Consider the following 17,147-nt stretch of genomic DNA (forward strand, 5'->3'; position numbering starts at 1 on the left):
CCCTTATCTCATGAAGTCTAGGTATCCTTTTTTGTTCAACCAGTCAACCTGTCCTTTTGTGTATCTCCAGATTACATCGCATTTCTCATCGGACTGTACTTCCCAAGGAGTAACAATTACGACATCGTCTTCCCTTACCCAGATTTTTCTCTTCAATTTTCCGGGAATTCTACCCATTCTGAGCTTTCCATCCATACATCTTACTCTAACTCTGCTTGCACCGAGCATTTGTTCGATTACTCCAAGAACTTCATTTTCATTCTCTCTTGGGGTCCTTACTCTTGTTGGTTGTTGTGGGGGTGCTTGTTGTCCTCGCATAGTTCTCACCTTTTTTTCGATAATTTTAAAAAATTAGTTAATCGATAGTTTTAAGAAATCAAAAGAAAAACGTAAAACGAAGATTATTCGTTTATTTTAAATCTTTTTATAGTAATGAAGTATTAATCATTTATATAGTTAATTATGTATGGTGAGAGTTTGGTAAAATTAATGCTTGCACTTGATGTAATGGATGAAAAAACGGCAGTTTTGATTGCTAAAGAAACTTCAGAGTACGTTGACTCCATAAAAATAGGATATCCCTTAGTTTTGGCTACAGGATTAAATATAATCGACAAAATAAAAGAAGCCACCAACAAAGAAGTGATCTGTGATTTCAAAGTTGCAGACATCCCTTCAACCAATGAAAAAATTGCAGAATTAACGCTAAATCATGCTGATGGGATAATTTGTCAGGGTTTTGTTGGTTCAGACAGCGTTTCTGCAATTTTAAACGTTGCAAGAGCGAAAAATAAAAAAGTAATAATGGTAACGGAAATGTCTCACCCCGGAGCTACAGAATACTTACAACATGTAGCTGAGGATATGGCAAAAATGGCTGACAAATTAAAAGTTGATGGAATAGTTGCACCATCAACTAGACCTGAAAGATTAAAAGAAATCAAATCAATTGCAAAAGATGCTTTTGTAATATCCCCTGGAGTTGGGGCCCAGGGTGGAAATTTAAGTGATGTTTTAAACGTTTTAAGCGAAAATGACTACGTAATTATTGGTAGAGCGATCTATGAAAATGAAAATCCCAAAGAAAGCGCTAAAAATTATAAAATACAGATGTAAAGCCCAAATTAAAAATTTTATAAGGTCATCAAAACGTATTTATAATTTTAATGAGTATATGTTAATAAATTTAATTTATTAAATATTTTAACTACCAAATTGATATTGTTAGGCGATAGTTATGATATTAAATTCAAAAAAAGGACAGCTTTCAATAGAAATGGTTATACTGATTCTTGCAATTTTGTTATCTGGAACAATATTTGCTACATATATGACTAAAAATACTGGAAGCAGTGACGAAATTTCAGATGTTAAAAAACAGGTTTTTAGTGGAACCTCATCATCATTAGTTACAATAAGCCACTCTAATGGACATTTTGATCCAATAGCTACTGAAGATGAAGAACCTGACGAAGGTGGAGAAGAACCTGAAGAAGAGAATAATTTTGATAAAATATATGCTAAAGTATTAAACATAAACCCGACTTCATCAGATGAGAATAATAAATTTGAAGCCACCATATATGGTGGAGGCACTATTGAATTAAAAAAGAAAGGTAATCCCAAAGGAGTTACTGCCAATGGCGTATTTTATAATCTGGAAAATAGCCAAATGGAATTCAATGTAACTAAAGTTATTTTACGAATAAAAGGTGATTCTACAATAATAATTAATGATAGTATAGTATTTGATAAAAATAACAAAAAGTTCACCATCGAATGTGTTGAAGGTGGAACCTGCCCGATACCCGTAACAATTGGAATGGAAAATGGTGCTGGGTCATACTGGCTTGAACTAGATGTAGATGATGTCAAAGTAACTTCTGAAAGTAGTGGCTCTAGAAAAAATTAAAAAATTAATAATTTAAAATTAATCATTCTTTTTTTTTCAACTTTTTAATTAATTATTTATTCTAAAAAATTCTATTTTTATATATGATTATATTATTTTGTCAATTGGGGCGTGGTATATATGACAAAATTTTCAAAAGGCCAGATTTCAATAGAATTAATACTTTTAGTAATGGCCGTACTTCTTGCAGGTATTTTGGTATCATTTCACATGACAAAGTTTACTTTCGAAGGAGATATTCTATCAGATGTTCGGCATGGTGCATTTCAGGTATTTGGATTGAGCACCAATCCAACAATAATAATTTATTCATTGAATTTTTCTGACGTAAAAATAAGCCCTTCAACAAATTTAGATAATGCATGGCTTCAAATAAATGATACTGGAAACGAAACATATCTCTGGTACTATGGCGATGGAACATTCAAAGGTCTGGCAAACACAAGCGATCCTACTGAAAGTATTACTGAAGACAATCTAGTAATATTACCTCATGGAGGATATGCATCAAATATAATATTCAGATCAGATGTTCCAACAGATATGAACTGGGAGGGCATACCCTTTACTTTTACAGACATTAAAAAATTTGAAATAATTGCAAATAACCCAGACATACCGATAAAATATAACATATCTCATGAAGGATCACCAGAACAGTCAAACCAGGCTTATTTAGATATTGAAGCCGATGATGTAACCATAATTGTTACAAAAGCCAATAATAAAGTTTTTGAATTGATCGCAAATACAACTAGTGGAACTATAGAACTGTTAGCATATGAACCATAATTATATAATTATTATTTTTTAAAAATCGTGAAAACATGAACATATGGATTCGTGGCGGAACTAGTGACGCAAACAAAATTTCAGAAGAAATTAAGAAAAATTTTAAGGACTCTTTTTTAATTTTAACCACTACAACGGAATTTGGTGGAAAAATTGCAGAAAAGTATTCTGATCTGGTTATTTCAGAAAAAATGAGCTATGAAAATTTAAAAAAAACACTTCTTGATAAAAAAATAGATGTTTTTATTGATGCAACTCACCCTTTTGCAACCCATGCAAGTGAAACAGGCATAAAAATTTCAAAAGAATTGAATATTCCATATATCCGGTATGAAAGGCCGATTAAAGAGTTTAAAGATGCTTTTTACGTTGAAACTTTTGAAGAAGCTGCTAACCTAGCTTTAAAAATTTCTAAAAAAAATATATTTTACATGTCAGGAATAAAAAATTTAAAAACCGTTTCTGAAATTATCCCTATCGAAAAATTAATTGTAAGAATACTTCCAACTTCAGTCTCAGAAGCTCTAAAAATACTTCCTTCAAAAAATATTGTTGCAATGCAAGGGCTATTTTCAGAAAATTTAAATAAACATTTAATAATTGATTACGATTGTGATGTAATCATTACAAAAGATAGTGGAAAAAGTGGAGGCCTTTATGAAAAGGTTTCATCTGCAATTTTAGCAGGTGCAAAACCAATAATCATTAAGCGACCGGAAATAAATTATCCATTAAAATTTGAAAAAATAGTTGAATTGATAAGTTATTTAAAGACTATGTAAATTAATTACTTCAAATGTTCGAGATCCTCGTCTGCAGGAATATACTCCAGTAAATACCCGCCAGGCCTTAAACCGTAAAGTAATGCCCTATTCATATAATTTAAAATTAAATTCAATACTTCGTCATGCCCAATTCTTAAGGGGCCCATATAACAGTTTTTTTCAGAAAATTCCATGATACAGTCTTTTCTAACATTTTTTCCACTTACCATTATGACATAATCTTCCCCTGAATTCACAAGGTTGCCTATTGCAGGATAAAGCCCATTTGCGCTAATTACAATAAGTGTATCCTCCAAATCAGTGAGTTTTTCAAGACATGCATCTATCTTTTCTATATACTTTACTTTTTCAACAGGATCTTTAATTTGATACTGGGGAATATCTGAAATGGGCACGTGAACTAAATCATAGTGATCCAGATATTTAATTGAAGAATTTATTGAATCTTCAAAATCTTTTGATAAGATATAATCTACTTTTATAAACTTTGAAAATCCTTTTGCAATCCCACATGATGCAATAGATAATGTTTTTAAGCCGTATTTTTCCGAAAATGAGGGTACTTCGAAATATTTACCAGGAAATCTTGTTATAAGAAAGTTTATAGGATATTTTCCTTTTCTTTTTCTTTTGATATTTATTTCATGATTTTCCAAAATTTTATTGCATCGCAGTAAAAATTCATTTAAAGCATCTGAAGTATTTTTTGCACGTTTGCATTCTCCAGAAGAACCACAGAGTTCATAAACTGGCAGTACCTTATTTACATGCCTTCCAGGATAATAAGGATCAGAATCGGAAATTTTATCAGAAATCCAACCGTTTTTATCAGTCATTACTAAAACACAGCCGCAATCAGCACAATTTTTCAGCGTAAATTCGTAACCGCCATAATTTGCAGGGATACTCTTCATTAGCTGGTTTAAGTCATTATCCATTATATCGCATGTTGTTCTATCTATAACCCTGTGACCGTAATTGTCCTCAATTGTTGTAACAAACATGCATTCGAAATATACCGAGTTGTCATTAAGTTCTACGTCTTCCCCAAGTGCCTTTAAAACACTTATCCCTGGAAATTCTTCCACGGGATATCCTGCCATTATAAATAAATCATTTATAGACTGCATTGGCACGCCTCTTTTGTAAGGTGCCAATAATCCGCAAGAACCATTTTGAACCAATTTATCAAAATTAGGAGTATTCGCATATTCTAAAGGGGTTTTATTGTCCAAAATTTCATAGGGGTTATCCAAAAGTCCGTCGAAATAGAAAATAAGCGTCTTCATAAACCACCGCCCTGTAAAATAAACGTATTAATTCATATTAATTATATAATGACGTCTATATAAAGTTAAAAATACGAACTAATTTCGATTAGTTTATATTGTATAAAAAAGAAATATTTAAGTTTATTGAAAAATTAAACTGTAAATAATTAATATTTAGTTTCATTCCAGATTCCAACCATCATCATGTGATCTTTTTCGAAAGGTTCTATATTTATTTCATCAACAATTTCAAATCCGCCTTCGATCAATATTTTTTTCTGTTCAGCAAATATTTCTCTTGGATTTTTTGTAACGTCGACACTTCTTGCTTTTATGGATATCATTGCGTATCCATTTTCTTTTAAAAACCATCTTGCATTCTTTACAAGGATTTCTGCTTGATTTGGCTGTGCAACATCTTCAAAAATAACGTCAACTTTTTCAACGATATTTGAATAGTCCTGAGGCCTGTTTGCATCCCCTAAAACAGGAATTAAATTTTTTCTTTCATTGCATGAATCGATAAATTCTCTCATGATTCTTGGCGCAAATTCAAGAGCATAAACTAGGGAATTTTCTGCAATATCTGCAACGTGTGAAGGAGTAGTTCCAGCAGAAGCTCCAAGATAAAGAACTTTCGTTCCTTTTTTGATAGGCATCTTTTTTAAGCCGTTTATAATTGCAGCACCGAGTTTACTCTTGTTTGGATTCCATACTCTGTATTCGATACTATCAGAGTATACTAACTTTTCACCGTAAACTCTTTTTCCAGGAACTAATGATTTTGTAGCAATTCTTTTAAGTCCGTCTCCAAAATCTACTGAATAAACGTTGTTAAAAATTTCTTTTACCTTAATTTTTTCCATTTAACTCACCATAGGGATTAATTCTGTGAAGAAGTTTTTCCAATTACTTTTCTTTCAGCTTTAACTTTTTTTGTTGAATCTCTTCTTTTTTCGCCAGATCTTTCCTTTGGAGGCTGGTTTCCACTACCTTTTGGCTTTCCACCAAATGGTTTTTTATCACTTTTTCTGTCGTCCCTTCTGTCATCTCTTCTGTCGTCCCGTCCAGCAGGTTTTTTACCAAATGGTTTTCCACCTTTTTTAGAGTCTCCTTTTCTAGGCTCACCTTTCTTGTCGAATGGTTTTCTGTCACCTTGTGACCTTCTATCTCTATCTTGGCCGCCCTTATTACCGAAACTTCTCGTATCAGGTCTTGGTCTTCTTTTTCTCGTTGGTTCAGGAAATTTTTCTTTTATTTCAGCTACTTTTTTGTTCATGTCTTCAACTAACATGTCTGAAATATCATTTCCAAAAGCATCTGCCCTTATCGCAATTGAAATTTTACAGGAAATTGCCCTTGCAATTTTTCCGTGTAACCACCAGGGATTTCCCTGAATGAGCGGGTGCTGGAAGATTACACCGTGTTTTGGAGGTAATGCTCTTTCTCTTAAGTGTGCAAATAATGCTTTTTCTGCACCTATAACCTGAATTGTTGATGCAGGAAGTCTTAAAAGTCTTTCAATTCCACCAGCAAGGCTTATCAATCTTGCACCAAGTGATGCACCTGCAACTTTCGTCAAATTTGGAGCAATCTCTTTCATTGAAGTCTCCAAATATTCTTGCAATTTTTCTCTGTATTCATACATACTTTTTATTTCATTTGCAAGGTTTTTCATGATTTCTAAATCAAATTCAGATACATCTGCACCCATCGATTCTTTTGCAGCAAGTGAAATCGTTCTCGCAACATTTGAAGGCATTGTTTTTTTGAGTTTCGTTCTTGTATACTCTTCCCTATCCCCGTATTCGGAAACTAAACCCACGTAGATATCGTGTTTCTTAATCAAATTATCCATTTCTGGGAAGTATAATGAATACCATTCTCTAAGTCTTTCTGAAAACAAATTTAAGGTTTCATCAAGGTTATCAAGGGCATTTACAGTCTGAACTATCAATTTATCTTTCTGTTCTGATGACTTTTTCATCATCAATTTTGTGAAAGAAGTTGCCCAAGCGTTCATTTTTGAAACAAAATCAGTTTCGTTTTCAAAAACTTCGTATTTTTGACCTAATTCATATAAATTATTTCGAATAAGTTCTCCAAGCGGATTTTTGGAAGTTGTGTATTCAAAACTAACGCTTTCTTCCTCAATTTCCCATTCGTTTTTCAATTCATTGATTATTTCAAAATTTCCCTGTCTCAATTCATACATTACTTTTGGAACATCCTCGTTTTCAAATATTTTGTAATATTTGATGTCTTCTAAGGAATATTCGCCGTTTTTCGAGTTTGCTTCAAGTGCAAATGCTCCAAATGGTGCAAAGGCAATGAATAACATAAAATCACCTAAAAATTTATAAATCCATGAAAAATGTATTCTTAACTTCTAATCAATCTAGAACTATTTAATCATTCGGGTATTTAATACTACGTAAACCCAGATAAAAAAGATTATAAATAATCGCGATTAAATAAATTTAAACGGATTTCATTAAATATAATGGATATTTTAATTTTATCAACGTGATATAATGCTCGATTTTAACATTGAAGGGTTAATTCCAAAAAATATGGAAAAAAGGGGAGAATTAGTACTTAACGAATATTTAAAAGAAATTGAAGATGTGTTTAATCATCGAAAAATTCCAGAAAACGGAATTAATGACGAAAAGATAAAGCTTTTTTTAAAATTTCTCTCGATGATGGACACAGATAAAGATCCAAAATCTGTAAGAATCGGGGAAAGGGAAGCAAGAATTTATTCTAAAATTCACGACGAACTATCTTCAGGATTTTGTCACGGAATTGGAAGAAGTGGAAATTTAGTTGATCCCCAACCAAAAGCGTCTGGTGCGAGTATCATGTATGCACTGACAAACAAGATTCTTGAGAGCTTCTTTAAAACTCTCGGACTAAATGTTCACGCAATTGCAACTCCCGTGTCAACAGGAATGTCCATATCACTGTGTTTAAGTGCTGCAAGAAAAAAATACGGATCAAATGTTGTAATCTATCCATATGCATCCCATAAAAGCCCTATAAAAGCAGTTTCATTTGTTGGAATGGATATGAGACTTGTTGAAACGGTTTTAGATGGCGACCGAGTATACGTTCCAGTTGAAGACATCGAAGATGCGATAAAAAAAGAAATTGAGCTTGGAAATAAGCCTTGTGTTTTGAGCACGCTTACATTTTTTCCCCCAAGAAACAGCGACGATATAGTAGAAATTGCAAAAATTTGTGAAATTTACGATATTCCCCATATAATTAATGGAGCTTATGCAGTTCAAAACAATTATTACCTTGAAAAGTTAAAAAAAGCATTTAAATATCGAGTAAATGCAGTTGTAAGTTCAAGCGATAAAAATTTACTCACACCCATCGGCGGGGGAATAATATATTCGACAAACAACGATTTTATAAGGGAAATATCCCTTTCATACCCAGGAAGGGCGAGTGCAACGCCTGTTGTGAATACATTGGTATCCCTTTTATCAATTGGATCTAAAAATTACTTAGAATTGATGAAAAATCAGAAAAGCAGTAAAAAACTGCTCGATGAACTTCTAACGGATTTATCCAAAAAAACAGGTGGAAAATTTTTAGATGTTGAAAGCCCGATTGCATCCTGCATTTCAGTAAATTCAGATCCTGTTGAAATTGCTGCAAAACTCTACAATTTAAGAGTAACGGGTCCAAGAGGAATTAAAAAAACTGACAATTTTGGAAACTGCTACATGGGGAATTATCCTCATGATTATATCGTAATGAATGCCGCGATTGGCGTTAGAACTGAAGATATTTTAAATTCGGTATCCAAACTTGAAAATATTATTTTATAATTTATTAGGTGCTTTTATGATAGGCGTTTCTAAAATGTATTCTGAAATCATGGAACTTTGTGGAATTAAAGATTTTGAAATTGTAAACCCGTACAAAAATTCCTGTAACTGTGATTATTTACTCATTTCAAAAGGATACTTTGAGAAAGTCCACAAACTAAACCCCAATTCTAAAATAATCGAAATAAATTCTGCTACTTTTTTAGATCTGATTAAAAGTCTTGAAAGCTTAAAAAAAGAAAATATTGGAGATAATGAATCCATAGGTCAATCGATTGAAAAATTAAAAAAACTCGATTTTAAAATAAAAAACGATAATCTTGAATTTGTAAAAAATTTCAAATACAACATCGACTCCGATTCAAAATTTATAAAAAAAATACTTTATGATCTAGGATTTAAAAATAAAATTTGTAGAACTATTAAAATAATTCCCGATTATAATTTAATAGAAAATTCAGATTTAAATGACATTATTGTTTTAAAAACCCACAGATACGATCTCAACCTTATCGAAAGAATTGAAGACAGGTATCTGTCGATACTAAATTCGTTAAATAATATAATCCTAAAGAAAACATAAAAAAGTTATATACTATTTCACTCATATTCTAGTAAGATATAATAAGGCAATTAAAATATCGAAAAGGTTGTGAGAACATGGCTATAACAATTGCAGTAGCTTCCGGTAAGGGCGGCACTGGAAAGACAACAACCTGTGCGAACTTGGCGGTTGCACTATCTCAATTCGGTAAAGAAGTAACGGTAATCGATGCAGATATTGCAATGGCTAATCTCGAACTTATCATGGGGATTGAGGGAAAACCAATTACATTAAACGACGTGTTATCGGGAAATGCAGATATTAAAAGCGCGATTTATGAAGGCCCTGCGGGTGTAAAGGTGGTTCCAGCAGGTGTTTCACTCGATAGCTTTAAAAAAGCAAGACCTGAAAGACTTCTTGAAATATTAACAAAACTTGATGAACAGAGCGAAGTTTTACTTATCGACTGTCCTGCAGGAATTGGTAAAGAGGCACTTACCGCAATTTCAGCTGCAGAACATTTGTTAGTTGTTGTAAACCCTGAAATATCCTCAATATCTGATGCATTGAAAGTTGTATCCATTGCAAACCGGGTTGAAACAAATGTACTCGGTGCAATCATTAACCGGGTTACAGAAGACAGTTCTGAATTAAGTTCAAGATCTATTGAGACTATTTTAGAAATCCCAATTGTTGGAATTGTACCTGAAGATCCAAATGTTAGAAGAAGTTCTGCTTTTGGTGTTCCCATTGTTTTAAAACATAATGAATCCCCAGCTTCGCAGGCAATAATGGAACTTGCTGCAAAATTGGTGGGTAAAAAGTACATCCCTAAAGAAATCAAAAAAGATTCTTTCGTTAAAAAATTCTTTAAAGGAGTATTTGGGGGTAAGAAAAAATGATAAATCTGGATCCAAGTGTACTTACAATTTTAGTTCTTATAAGTATTGTTTTGAACGTATTTTTATTTATGAAACTCGTTGTTCTAAAAGGTGAACTTGAAGGTATTAAACAGTCCACAAGACTCACGAACGATGAAGTCAACAAATTACAGGAACGAATAAAAAGCATTAAATTGAGGTAGGGTGAAAACTTATGAAAAAAATGTATTATCTGTTTTTTTTAAGTTTACTACTTATCCCCGCGATTAATGCTACTGAACTTGCTCCTGACACAGTTAGGGTTAATGACAGCATTTACTTGGTATTTGACTGGATAGCACCAGAAAACATTGAAAATTTTAGTTTAGTAATAGATGCGGACGATAGTATTGTTTTTGATGAATACGAATATAACGTAAGTAAAATTAAAGCAGGTACATCAGTATTTAAAATGTTCAAAGGAACTGCTACTGAAATTGGAAATTACAAAATTAAGCTTTTAAAAAGATACTTTCAGAATGGAAGCTTGATTGGATCTGTTGAATTCTTCGAACTTTCAGTGGTTCCAGATGCAGGCGTTAGAATTGTTGAAAAAATAGTTACTACAGAAAATTACGAACCTCTAGAAGAATTAGAAACTGAAGATGTTTCTGAAGAAAGTTCAAATAGCTATGAAAATGTTTCAGTTTTGGAAAATGAAACTTCAAACGAACCCGAATTAATTGTTAAAGCTGAAGAATCATCAGAAACTCCATCAAAAGTTAATGAAAGTTTAATTGGTCCTGGCGGTATCTATTATATACTAGGAGGACTCATCTTAGGTATATTACTCGGTGCAATTATTGCATACGCAAAAGAATAAAAAAAATCACTTTTACTTTTTTTAATGTGATACGATGATTGCGGTCATTCCGGCATACAATGAAGAAAAAAACATTATCTCTGTTTTAAAGGACTTGAGCGATATAAATATTGACGTAATCGTGGTAGATGACGGAAGTACCGATAAAACAAAAACGATAATTACAGAATTCTTGGAAAAAAACGAATTTAAAAACAAAATATTTCCAATTTTCAAGGAAAAAAATGAAGGAAAATCAAAAGCACTTGAAGATGGCACAAGATATGCAATAAATTTAAATTACGATGCTATTGCATATCTTGACGGAGATTATCAGCACAAACCTTCTGACATTATACCGATGTACGAAAAAATGAAATCTGAGAATGCAGATGCGGTTTTTGGAATTAGAAAATACAAACACATCCCATTTCACAGGCAGTTTTCAAACTTTCTTGCAAGTGTTATAATGTCAATTACGGTTTCAATATTCTCTGGAAATTTCCACATCTTTAGAGACATTCAGTGCGGATTTAGAATAATAAAATCTGAATTTTTAAAGGATTCATATTTTGGTGATGGATACAGTGTTGAACATTTGATTGCACTTCAGTTAGCGAAAAAAAATGCAAAAATAACCGAAGAATACGTGACAATTGAATACCACAACGATGCAATTTCGTATATTACTACAAAAAAGATACTGGATGTTGTAAAAGAAGTTGCAAAATATGTTCTATCTAAAAATTAATTTTTATTTTGCTATTTTTCCAGTTATAGATCTTCTCCCATAGCCCGTTACTTTTATATCAACAAATTTTCCAATTTCAACGTTTTTTTCGGCAATTCCAATCAATATCGGGTAGCTTCCAAACTGCCTTCCAAAATAAAGATCATTTTTCTCTTTAAATTCGACTAACACGTCCTTTAATATCGTTTCTGTTGGAAGCATCCTTTTTAACATTGGATTATCTATTTCAGTTCTTATTTTCTCTTTAAATTTCAAAAATAAATTTTTCCGTTTTTTTGCTTTTTCAACGTCTTTGACAGTTATATCCGTTCCAAAAAATGGAACTACCTGCCTTATATTTATCCTTCTAATCATATTTCCTGAATCATATATCTCTTTTAAATAATCGTAATTTATCTCAAAAGTATCATTTGATTCTCCTTTTAAGCCGGAAAGCAGATTTATTCCGGGAAGAAGATAGGGCATTCCATTTTCTCCCCTTTTTCCACCAATTTCATTTAAAATATCAACTGCTTTTAAAACGTCTTCTGGTTCGGTTAAAAGACAGTTTTTTGAAATTACTTTTTCATCGAAACTTTCAACTCCAAAAGCCGCAACATTTCCCGGAGTACAGTATTTTACAAGTATCTTTGCAATTTCTCGCCCCTCTTTTTCATGCCTTGCGATAACTGACGGGTTTGCATTGTCAATATGCAAAACATTTGGTTTTGAAACTGAAGTTATTCCTTTAAAGAGTTTTTCTATCTCTGAAACGTTTGGTACTGGAACATCTGTTGTTTCTACATCTTTTGCAAGGTATGAAAACATGCACGGCTGCCTTCCGATTCTAAAATACTTAATCCCATTTTCATAGAGATTTCTTACTTCTTCGATTATATCTATCGAATTTCTAAATTTGGGGTAACCATATCGTCTTGGTTCCGTACAAAAACTACATCCACCACTAAATGCTCTTGCACAGCCACGATACGTTTCAATTTCTGCAATGATATTTGGATAGCTTGGATGAAGTTTTACAATTTTTGCGCCAATTCTCGCAAATTCATCGAGTTCATCGTAAGTTCTAAGCTTTGTTCCATCCACACTTTCAAGCTTTAAATTGTTTTTTAAAATATCATGTAAAACAGCATCTAAATCGCCTTCGGAAATCACATCAAAGAAGTATTTCAAATTTGATTCATCTTTTATTTTTCCGCCTTCAGGGGATGAACCAAATTTAGTCGCGACAGGACCTCCAAGAATTTTTAAGCCCTTAAAATTATACAAAATCGATACAAATTCCCTCAATGTTGCAGGATTTGCATTTAAATACTTTCCAGGGGTGTGAAATCCACATATCGCAATTACAGCATCAAATTTATTAAAATCATATCCTTTTTTAAGTTCTTCTCTTAATTTATCAATTGTTATGTAATCAACGTCGTGTTTAAACTTGTAAAGAACTCCTGCGGCATATCTTGGATACATTCCAATATATGGCGGAACTCCAAGTCCTGCTGGCTCATCAGTATACCCATCAAGAATTAAAAATTTCATAATAACCCCTAGAAAAATTGAGATTTGGTTTATAATGCATATGTTTAAATTAGATATATAAAAGATGTTTAAAAAATTCTTTTTTAAGTTTTCCAGTCGGTGATGAAAATAACCAGCTCTGAATTAAACTCAGGTTTAATAATGAAGAACCGTATGAGCTCTGAGACGGAATATCTTTTATTTTTTTATTATCACTTTTTTAAAAAAACAGTTATTTTTATTAACTTTAAAAATTAAAAAATTAAATATACGGGGTGGGAGCTGTGGTAGATGATACTAAAATCATATATTTGCTAATGATTGGATTTACAGTTATGGGAGTCGGATTATCATTTAAATATTATTTAAGCCTAGATTCTGGGGTCAGATATATTATGCACGTAGTTTACGTTTTTGCACTGATCACTGCAGCTTACTTACTTGCAAAGTCGTCAATGCCCGTAAATCCGTGCAAAGAAGCTTAAAAATTTTTTAAATATTTTCAAATAAATATTTTAAAGCGTCTTCTTCCATGAAATGCAGTTTTCCAGGAATTATCACGCAGTGAAGTGGAGTTCCAAAATCATAATTTATTAGGTCTTTTATTTTTCCATAATATAATCCAGGTTTAATGCTTCCAGCTCTTGCAACAACTGCGGCATAAGTTTCTCCAGAAATTACGTTTTCATTTCTTTTTTCTTCGATTTTTAAAAGGGCATCAAGACCTTCGTTTGCAGTCATAAATCTTTCTTTATCTGCCTGAATATCTAAAAGACATAGTGTGTGGTATCCCAGTTTTAAATTGTCTTTTATTACATCATAAGGAGTTTCTGGAAAGTAATTTGGTTCAGGAAATACTACTGACGTTGTTTTTCCAAATTTGTAGAGTTGAAGTCCAGTAATCCCAATTGCAGAATAAATTGAAGGTGCATTTATAATTACAACTTCTATTCCTTTTTTTCGAGCTTCAACTGCAATATCCACGTGGGTTGTTGCAACCATCGGGTCTCCTGCAGTTAAAAACATGATATCTTTATCTACTGCTTCTTCAATTAATTTATTCGTTTCGTACTCTACTTTTTCCCGATCTAACACAGTTATTGGTTTTTGAAGAGTGTTTTCAATTTTTTCCATTGATGTTCCAGTGAGAATTGCCGTATAAAATTCAGCGTAAATTTTATCAACCTTTTTTGCGAAATCGAGAGTTTTTAGTGTAACATCTCTTTCATCGTAAAGTCCTAATCCTGCCATAACAAGCATGTGTTTCACCCATTTTGATAAATACAAATATAACTCATAAAGCTTAATTATAAAATACTTAAGTGCTAACGGTGTAATAAATGGATAGCTATTTTTTATTTTTTATTATTCTAACATCAATTTTCATTGTGCCCCAAATACTCAAAAGATTCAACGTTCCAACAATTACTGCGACAATGCTTGCTGGAATAATTATCGGGCCTTTTGGATTAAATTTACTTCAAACAAGCTCAACACTTGACACTTTCGCATCATTTGGAGTTATATTTTTAATGTTTTTGGCGGGAATGGAAGTTGACAACGAAACACTCAAAGATGAATTTAAAAAATCCCTAGTTTTAAGTTTATTTTCAATGCTTATCCCATCAATTGGCGGATTCTTAATCGGACAGTATTTTGGACTTGATTTTATAGGTTCACTACTTTACGCAGTCATATTTTCTTCACACTCCGTTGGAATAGTCTATGCACTTATGGATGAACTTGGACTTATCAAATCTCGATTTGGAACAACGGTAATCAGCGCATCTGTTGTAATCGACCTTATAAGTTTAATAGTTATTTCAATATTAATAAAAATGGGCGGAAGCGGGATAAATGCAGATATTATTCCATTTATAGTCCTTATTGCAGCATACATCATCGCACTTCTCATAATAATTCCATTAATTTCAAAATTGATATTAAATGAGCTTCAAAAGTTCCACGTCCAAAAAATTCACTTTATTCTCCTGATAATATTAATTTCAATTATCGTTGGAGAACATATTGGAATTCACCCGATAATTGGAGCATTTATTATAGGAATTGCAGTTTCGGAAGAACTTACAAAAGAAGAACATGATAAAATATTAAATGAAAACCTAAATGCAATTGGTTACGGAATATTCATTCCATTATTTTTCTTAAATTTAGGAATGACTACAGATATTAGTGTAATTTTTAATTTTGACAATTTAAGCCTAATACTTGTATCAGTTATAAGTTTAATAAGTCTTAAAATTATTTCTGGATATTTTTCACTCAGAATTTTAAATTATAACAAGCTGAAAAGCTTTTGCGGAGGGCTTTTGACTGTCCCATCCCTTACTGCATCGTTAGTTGGTGCAACACTTGGAAGGGATCTTGGAATACTTCCAGAAAAATTCTTTGTTGCAGTTGTCGTTATTGCACTTTTAACTTCAACAGTTGCTCCGATATACGTTAAAAACCTGGTTTCTAAAAGTTATACTGTATTAAAATGAAATTAGAATAAAAATCAAAACTAAGGGAAAATATGGAATATAAAGAAATTTTACAGATTATTTACGACTATTTATTCGAGTTGTACGGCCCACAAGGTTGGTGGCCACTTTTAGAAGTAAATGGATGTAACCCTACAAAAACAGGTTGTGTAAACGGATACCACCCAAAGAATTATGAATATCCAAAAACAAAAAATCAGTGTTTTGAAATCTGTATAGGTGCAATTTTAACTCAAAATACATCGTGGCCGTCTGTTGAAAAATCATTGAAAAATTTAAGAAATTTAATAGAAATAACTCCCGAAAATGTAATTGAGTTAGATATTAAACTTTTAAAAGAAGCAATTAAACCAAGCGGATATTTCAATCAAAAATCGGAACGTTTGAAAGGGTTTTCAGAGTATTTTATCAAATTAAAAAATACTCCGACAAGAGAAGAACTGCTAAAATTAAAAGGGGTCGGTCCAGAAACTGCTGATTCGATGCTTCTTTATGCATTTAAAGTTCCTAGTTTTGTAGTTGATTCATACACCAAACGAATACTTTTTAATTTAAATTTAATTGAAAATGACGAAAAATACGATAAAATTAAAGAACTATTCGAAGAAAATATCGAAAAAAACCTTGAAATGTATCAAGAATACCATGCACTTTTGGTTGAACATGCTAAAAATTACTACCGAAAAAAAGAAAATTATTGCAAATGTCCACTTCTAAAAATAATAAAATAATTTATTTATTCAGAAGATTTTACTAAGAGTACCGGACAGTGCGACTTTTTCAAAACTCTCTCTGCAACACTTCCGAGTAATAGTTTATCGAGTCCTGTTTTTCCAGTTGTACCCATAACAATCAAATCTGCCTTTTTTGATTCAGCATATTCGACAATTTCTTTTGAAGGAGTTCCTTCCAAAATTTCGGTCTTTATTTCTACACCTTTTTCTTTTGCAATGTCGGTTAAAGTTCTAAGTGCAGTATGACCTTCTTTTTCCAAAACTTCCTTCATACTTTCCCAAAGTCCTTCAGTTGGAAGACCTACAAATGGAACTATGTCAATTACATAAACTCCGTAAACTCTCCCGCCAGTAGCCTTTGCTAATTCCATTGCCTGCTCTGCAGCTTCGATTGAGATTTTTGATCCGTCTGTGGGCATAATAATTTTTTTATAAACCATGAATTCACCCCGTTCTAATTAATTTAATATTAATTTTTAAAATATATATTACTATTTATTTAAATCGATTAAAACAGCCAAAATAAGATATTTTGACTAATGTAATACAATTTAGCATTTAACCAAAAACTAATATAGAAACAATATTTAAATAGGTTAAATAAACCATTTATATATCCTATAGATATTATTTAAGAACGGATGATGATGAAAAGAGGGTTATCTGATAATCGTGATGATATCTTTCAGAAGCTGAATCTGTTATTTTTTATTATTACCTGCATTACAAATATAAATTTAAAAACACAAGTTCATGATGATTATATCAATAT

General features: G+C 32.0%; 20 protein-coding genes. 13 read left to right on the forward strand and 7 right to left on the reverse strand.

Annotated elements, in window-relative coordinates; all coding sequences use genetic code 11:
- Positions 1–3 precede the first annotated feature (3 nt).
- Positions 4–318 (reverse strand): translation initiation factor eIF-1A, encoded by a 315-nt coding sequence (eif1A, locus tag HNP90_RS08275; RefSeq protein ID WP_012068143.1) that lies wholly within the window; start codon positions 316–318, stop codon positions 4–6.
- Between the two features lie 144 nt (positions 319–462).
- On the opposite strand from eif1A, the gene pyrF reads away from it, so the two are divergent.
- The 4 genes from pyrF (at position 463) to cobK (ending at position 3,486) form a co-directional block, all read left to right on the forward strand.
- A complete protein-coding gene (pyrF, locus tag HNP90_RS08280) occupies positions 463–1,116 on the forward strand; it encodes an orotidine-5'-phosphate decarboxylase (RefSeq protein WP_181486647.1) in 654 nt (217 codons plus the stop codon).
- A gap of 121 nt (positions 1,117–1,237) precedes the next feature.
- Positions 1,238–1,912 carry a class III signal peptide-containing protein gene (locus HNP90_RS08285; RefSeq protein ID WP_012068141.1) on the forward strand — a complete coding sequence of 225 codons (675 nt, stop codon included), beginning with the start codon at positions 1,238–1,240 and terminating at the stop codon, positions 1,910–1,912.
- 120 nt (positions 1,913–2,032) lie between these two features.
- Complete coding sequence (locus HNP90_RS08290; protein WP_012068140.1) at positions 2,033–2,704, forward strand: class III signal peptide-containing protein; 672 nt, start codon at positions 2,033–2,035, stop codon at positions 2,702–2,704.
- Between the two features lie 35 nt (positions 2,705–2,739).
- Positions 2,740–3,486: a precorrin-6A reductase gene (gene cobK / locus HNP90_RS08295; protein ID WP_012068139.1), complete on the forward strand. Its 747-nt coding sequence runs from the start codon at positions 2,740–2,742 to the stop codon at positions 3,484–3,486.
- Between the two features lie 5 nt (positions 3,487–3,491).
- Here cobK and HNP90_RS08300 read toward each other — a convergent pair whose 3' ends face one another.
- The 3 genes from HNP90_RS08300 to HNP90_RS08310 all read right to left on the reverse strand — a co-directional run bounded on the left by HNP90_RS08300 (position 3,492) and on the right by HNP90_RS08310 (position 7,101).
- Positions 3,492–4,778, reverse strand: coding sequence for an alkaline phosphatase family protein (locus HNP90_RS08300; RefSeq protein ID WP_012068138.1), 1,287 nt, complete (start codon positions 4,776–4,778; stop codon positions 3,492–3,494).
- 149 nt (positions 4,779–4,927) lie between these two features.
- Complete coding sequence (locus HNP90_RS08305) at positions 4,928–5,626, reverse strand: fibrillarin-like rRNA/tRNA 2'-O-methyltransferase (RefSeq protein ID WP_012068137.1); 699 nt, start codon at positions 5,624–5,626, stop codon at positions 4,928–4,930.
- A gap of 17 nt (positions 5,627–5,643) precedes the next feature.
- A complete protein-coding gene (locus tag HNP90_RS08310; protein ID WP_012068136.1) occupies positions 5,644–7,101 on the reverse strand; it encodes a hypothetical protein in 1,458 nt (485 codons plus the stop codon).
- Between the two features lie 193 nt (positions 7,102–7,294).
- On the opposite strand from HNP90_RS08310, the gene spcS reads away from it, so the two are divergent.
- The 6 genes from spcS (at position 7,295) to HNP90_RS08340 (ending at position 11,622) form a co-directional block, all read left to right on the forward strand.
- The gene (gene spcS, locus HNP90_RS08315; RefSeq protein WP_012068135.1) at positions 7,295–8,605 is read left to right on the forward strand and encodes an O-phosphoseryl-tRNA(Sec) selenium transferase; all 1,311 of its coding nucleotides are present in this window, start codon (positions 7,295–7,297) and stop codon (positions 8,603–8,605) included.
- Between the two features lie 16 nt (positions 8,606–8,621).
- Positions 8,622–9,188 (forward strand): hypothetical protein, encoded by a 567-nt coding sequence (locus HNP90_RS08320; protein WP_012068134.1) that lies wholly within the window; start codon positions 8,622–8,624, stop codon positions 9,186–9,188.
- 77 nt (positions 9,189–9,265) lie between these two features.
- A complete protein-coding gene (minD, locus tag HNP90_RS08325; protein ID WP_012068133.1) occupies positions 9,266–10,051 on the forward strand; it encodes a cell division ATPase MinD in 786 nt (261 codons plus the stop codon).
- Positions 10,051–10,233 (forward strand): hypothetical protein, encoded by a 183-nt coding sequence (locus tag HNP90_RS08330; protein ID WP_052288949.1) that lies wholly within the window; start codon positions 10,051–10,053, stop codon positions 10,231–10,233. Before minD ends, HNP90_RS08330 begins: the two co-directional genes overlap by 1 nt.
- A gap of 11 nt (positions 10,234–10,244) precedes the next feature.
- The gene (locus tag HNP90_RS08335) at positions 10,245–10,892 is read left to right on the forward strand and encodes a hypothetical protein (RefSeq protein ID WP_012068131.1); all 648 of its coding nucleotides are present in this window, start codon (positions 10,245–10,247) and stop codon (positions 10,890–10,892) included.
- 34 nt (positions 10,893–10,926) lie between these two features.
- Positions 10,927–11,622, forward strand: coding sequence for a glycosyltransferase family 2 protein (locus tag HNP90_RS08340; RefSeq protein WP_012068130.1), 696 nt, complete (start codon positions 10,927–10,929; stop codon positions 11,620–11,622).
- 3 nt (positions 11,623–11,625) lie between these two features.
- Here the strand turns inward: HNP90_RS08340 and HNP90_RS08345 are convergent, their stop codons facing one another.
- Positions 11,626–13,158, reverse strand: a complete 1,533-nt coding sequence (locus tag HNP90_RS08345; RefSeq protein ID WP_012068129.1) for a radical SAM protein — start codon at positions 13,156–13,158, stop codon at positions 11,626–11,628.
- 263 nt (positions 13,159–13,421) lie between these two features.
- On the opposite strand from HNP90_RS08345, the gene HNP90_RS08350 reads away from it, so the two are divergent.
- Positions 13,422–13,622: a hypothetical protein gene (locus HNP90_RS08350; protein ID WP_048060473.1), complete on the forward strand. Its 201-nt coding sequence runs from the start codon at positions 13,422–13,424 to the stop codon at positions 13,620–13,622.
- A 7-nt stretch (positions 13,623–13,629) separates the two neighbouring features.
- Here the strand turns inward: HNP90_RS08350 and dph5 are convergent, their stop codons facing one another.
- Positions 13,630–14,397, reverse strand: coding sequence for a diphthine synthase (gene dph5 / locus HNP90_RS08355; RefSeq protein WP_012068127.1), 768 nt, complete (start codon positions 14,395–14,397; stop codon positions 13,630–13,632).
- 80 nt (positions 14,398–14,477) lie between these two features.
- On the opposite strand from dph5, the gene HNP90_RS08360 reads away from it, so the two are divergent.
- Together HNP90_RS08360 and HNP90_RS08365 are read left to right on the forward strand one after the other, a co-directional pair.
- Positions 14,478–15,641, forward strand: coding sequence for a cation:proton antiporter (locus HNP90_RS08360; protein WP_012068126.1), 1,164 nt, complete (start codon positions 14,478–14,480; stop codon positions 15,639–15,641).
- A gap of 32 nt (positions 15,642–15,673) precedes the next feature.
- A complete protein-coding gene (locus tag HNP90_RS08365; protein WP_012068125.1) occupies positions 15,674–16,372 on the forward strand; it encodes an endonuclease III domain-containing protein in 699 nt (232 codons plus the stop codon).
- 5 nt (positions 16,373–16,377) lie between these two features.
- Here the strand turns inward: HNP90_RS08365 and HNP90_RS08370 are convergent, their stop codons facing one another.
- The gene (locus HNP90_RS08370; RefSeq protein ID WP_012068124.1) at positions 16,378–16,815 is read right to left on the reverse strand and encodes a universal stress protein; all 438 of its coding nucleotides are present in this window, start codon (positions 16,813–16,815) and stop codon (positions 16,378–16,380) included.
- Positions 16,816–17,147: the final 332 nt, after the last annotated feature.

It is taken from the genome of Methanococcus maripaludis, assembly GCF_013760955.1.
Classification (GTDB): domain Archaea; phylum AGJL01; class Methanococci; order Methanococcales; family Methanococcaceae; genus Methanococcus; species Methanococcus maripaludis_A.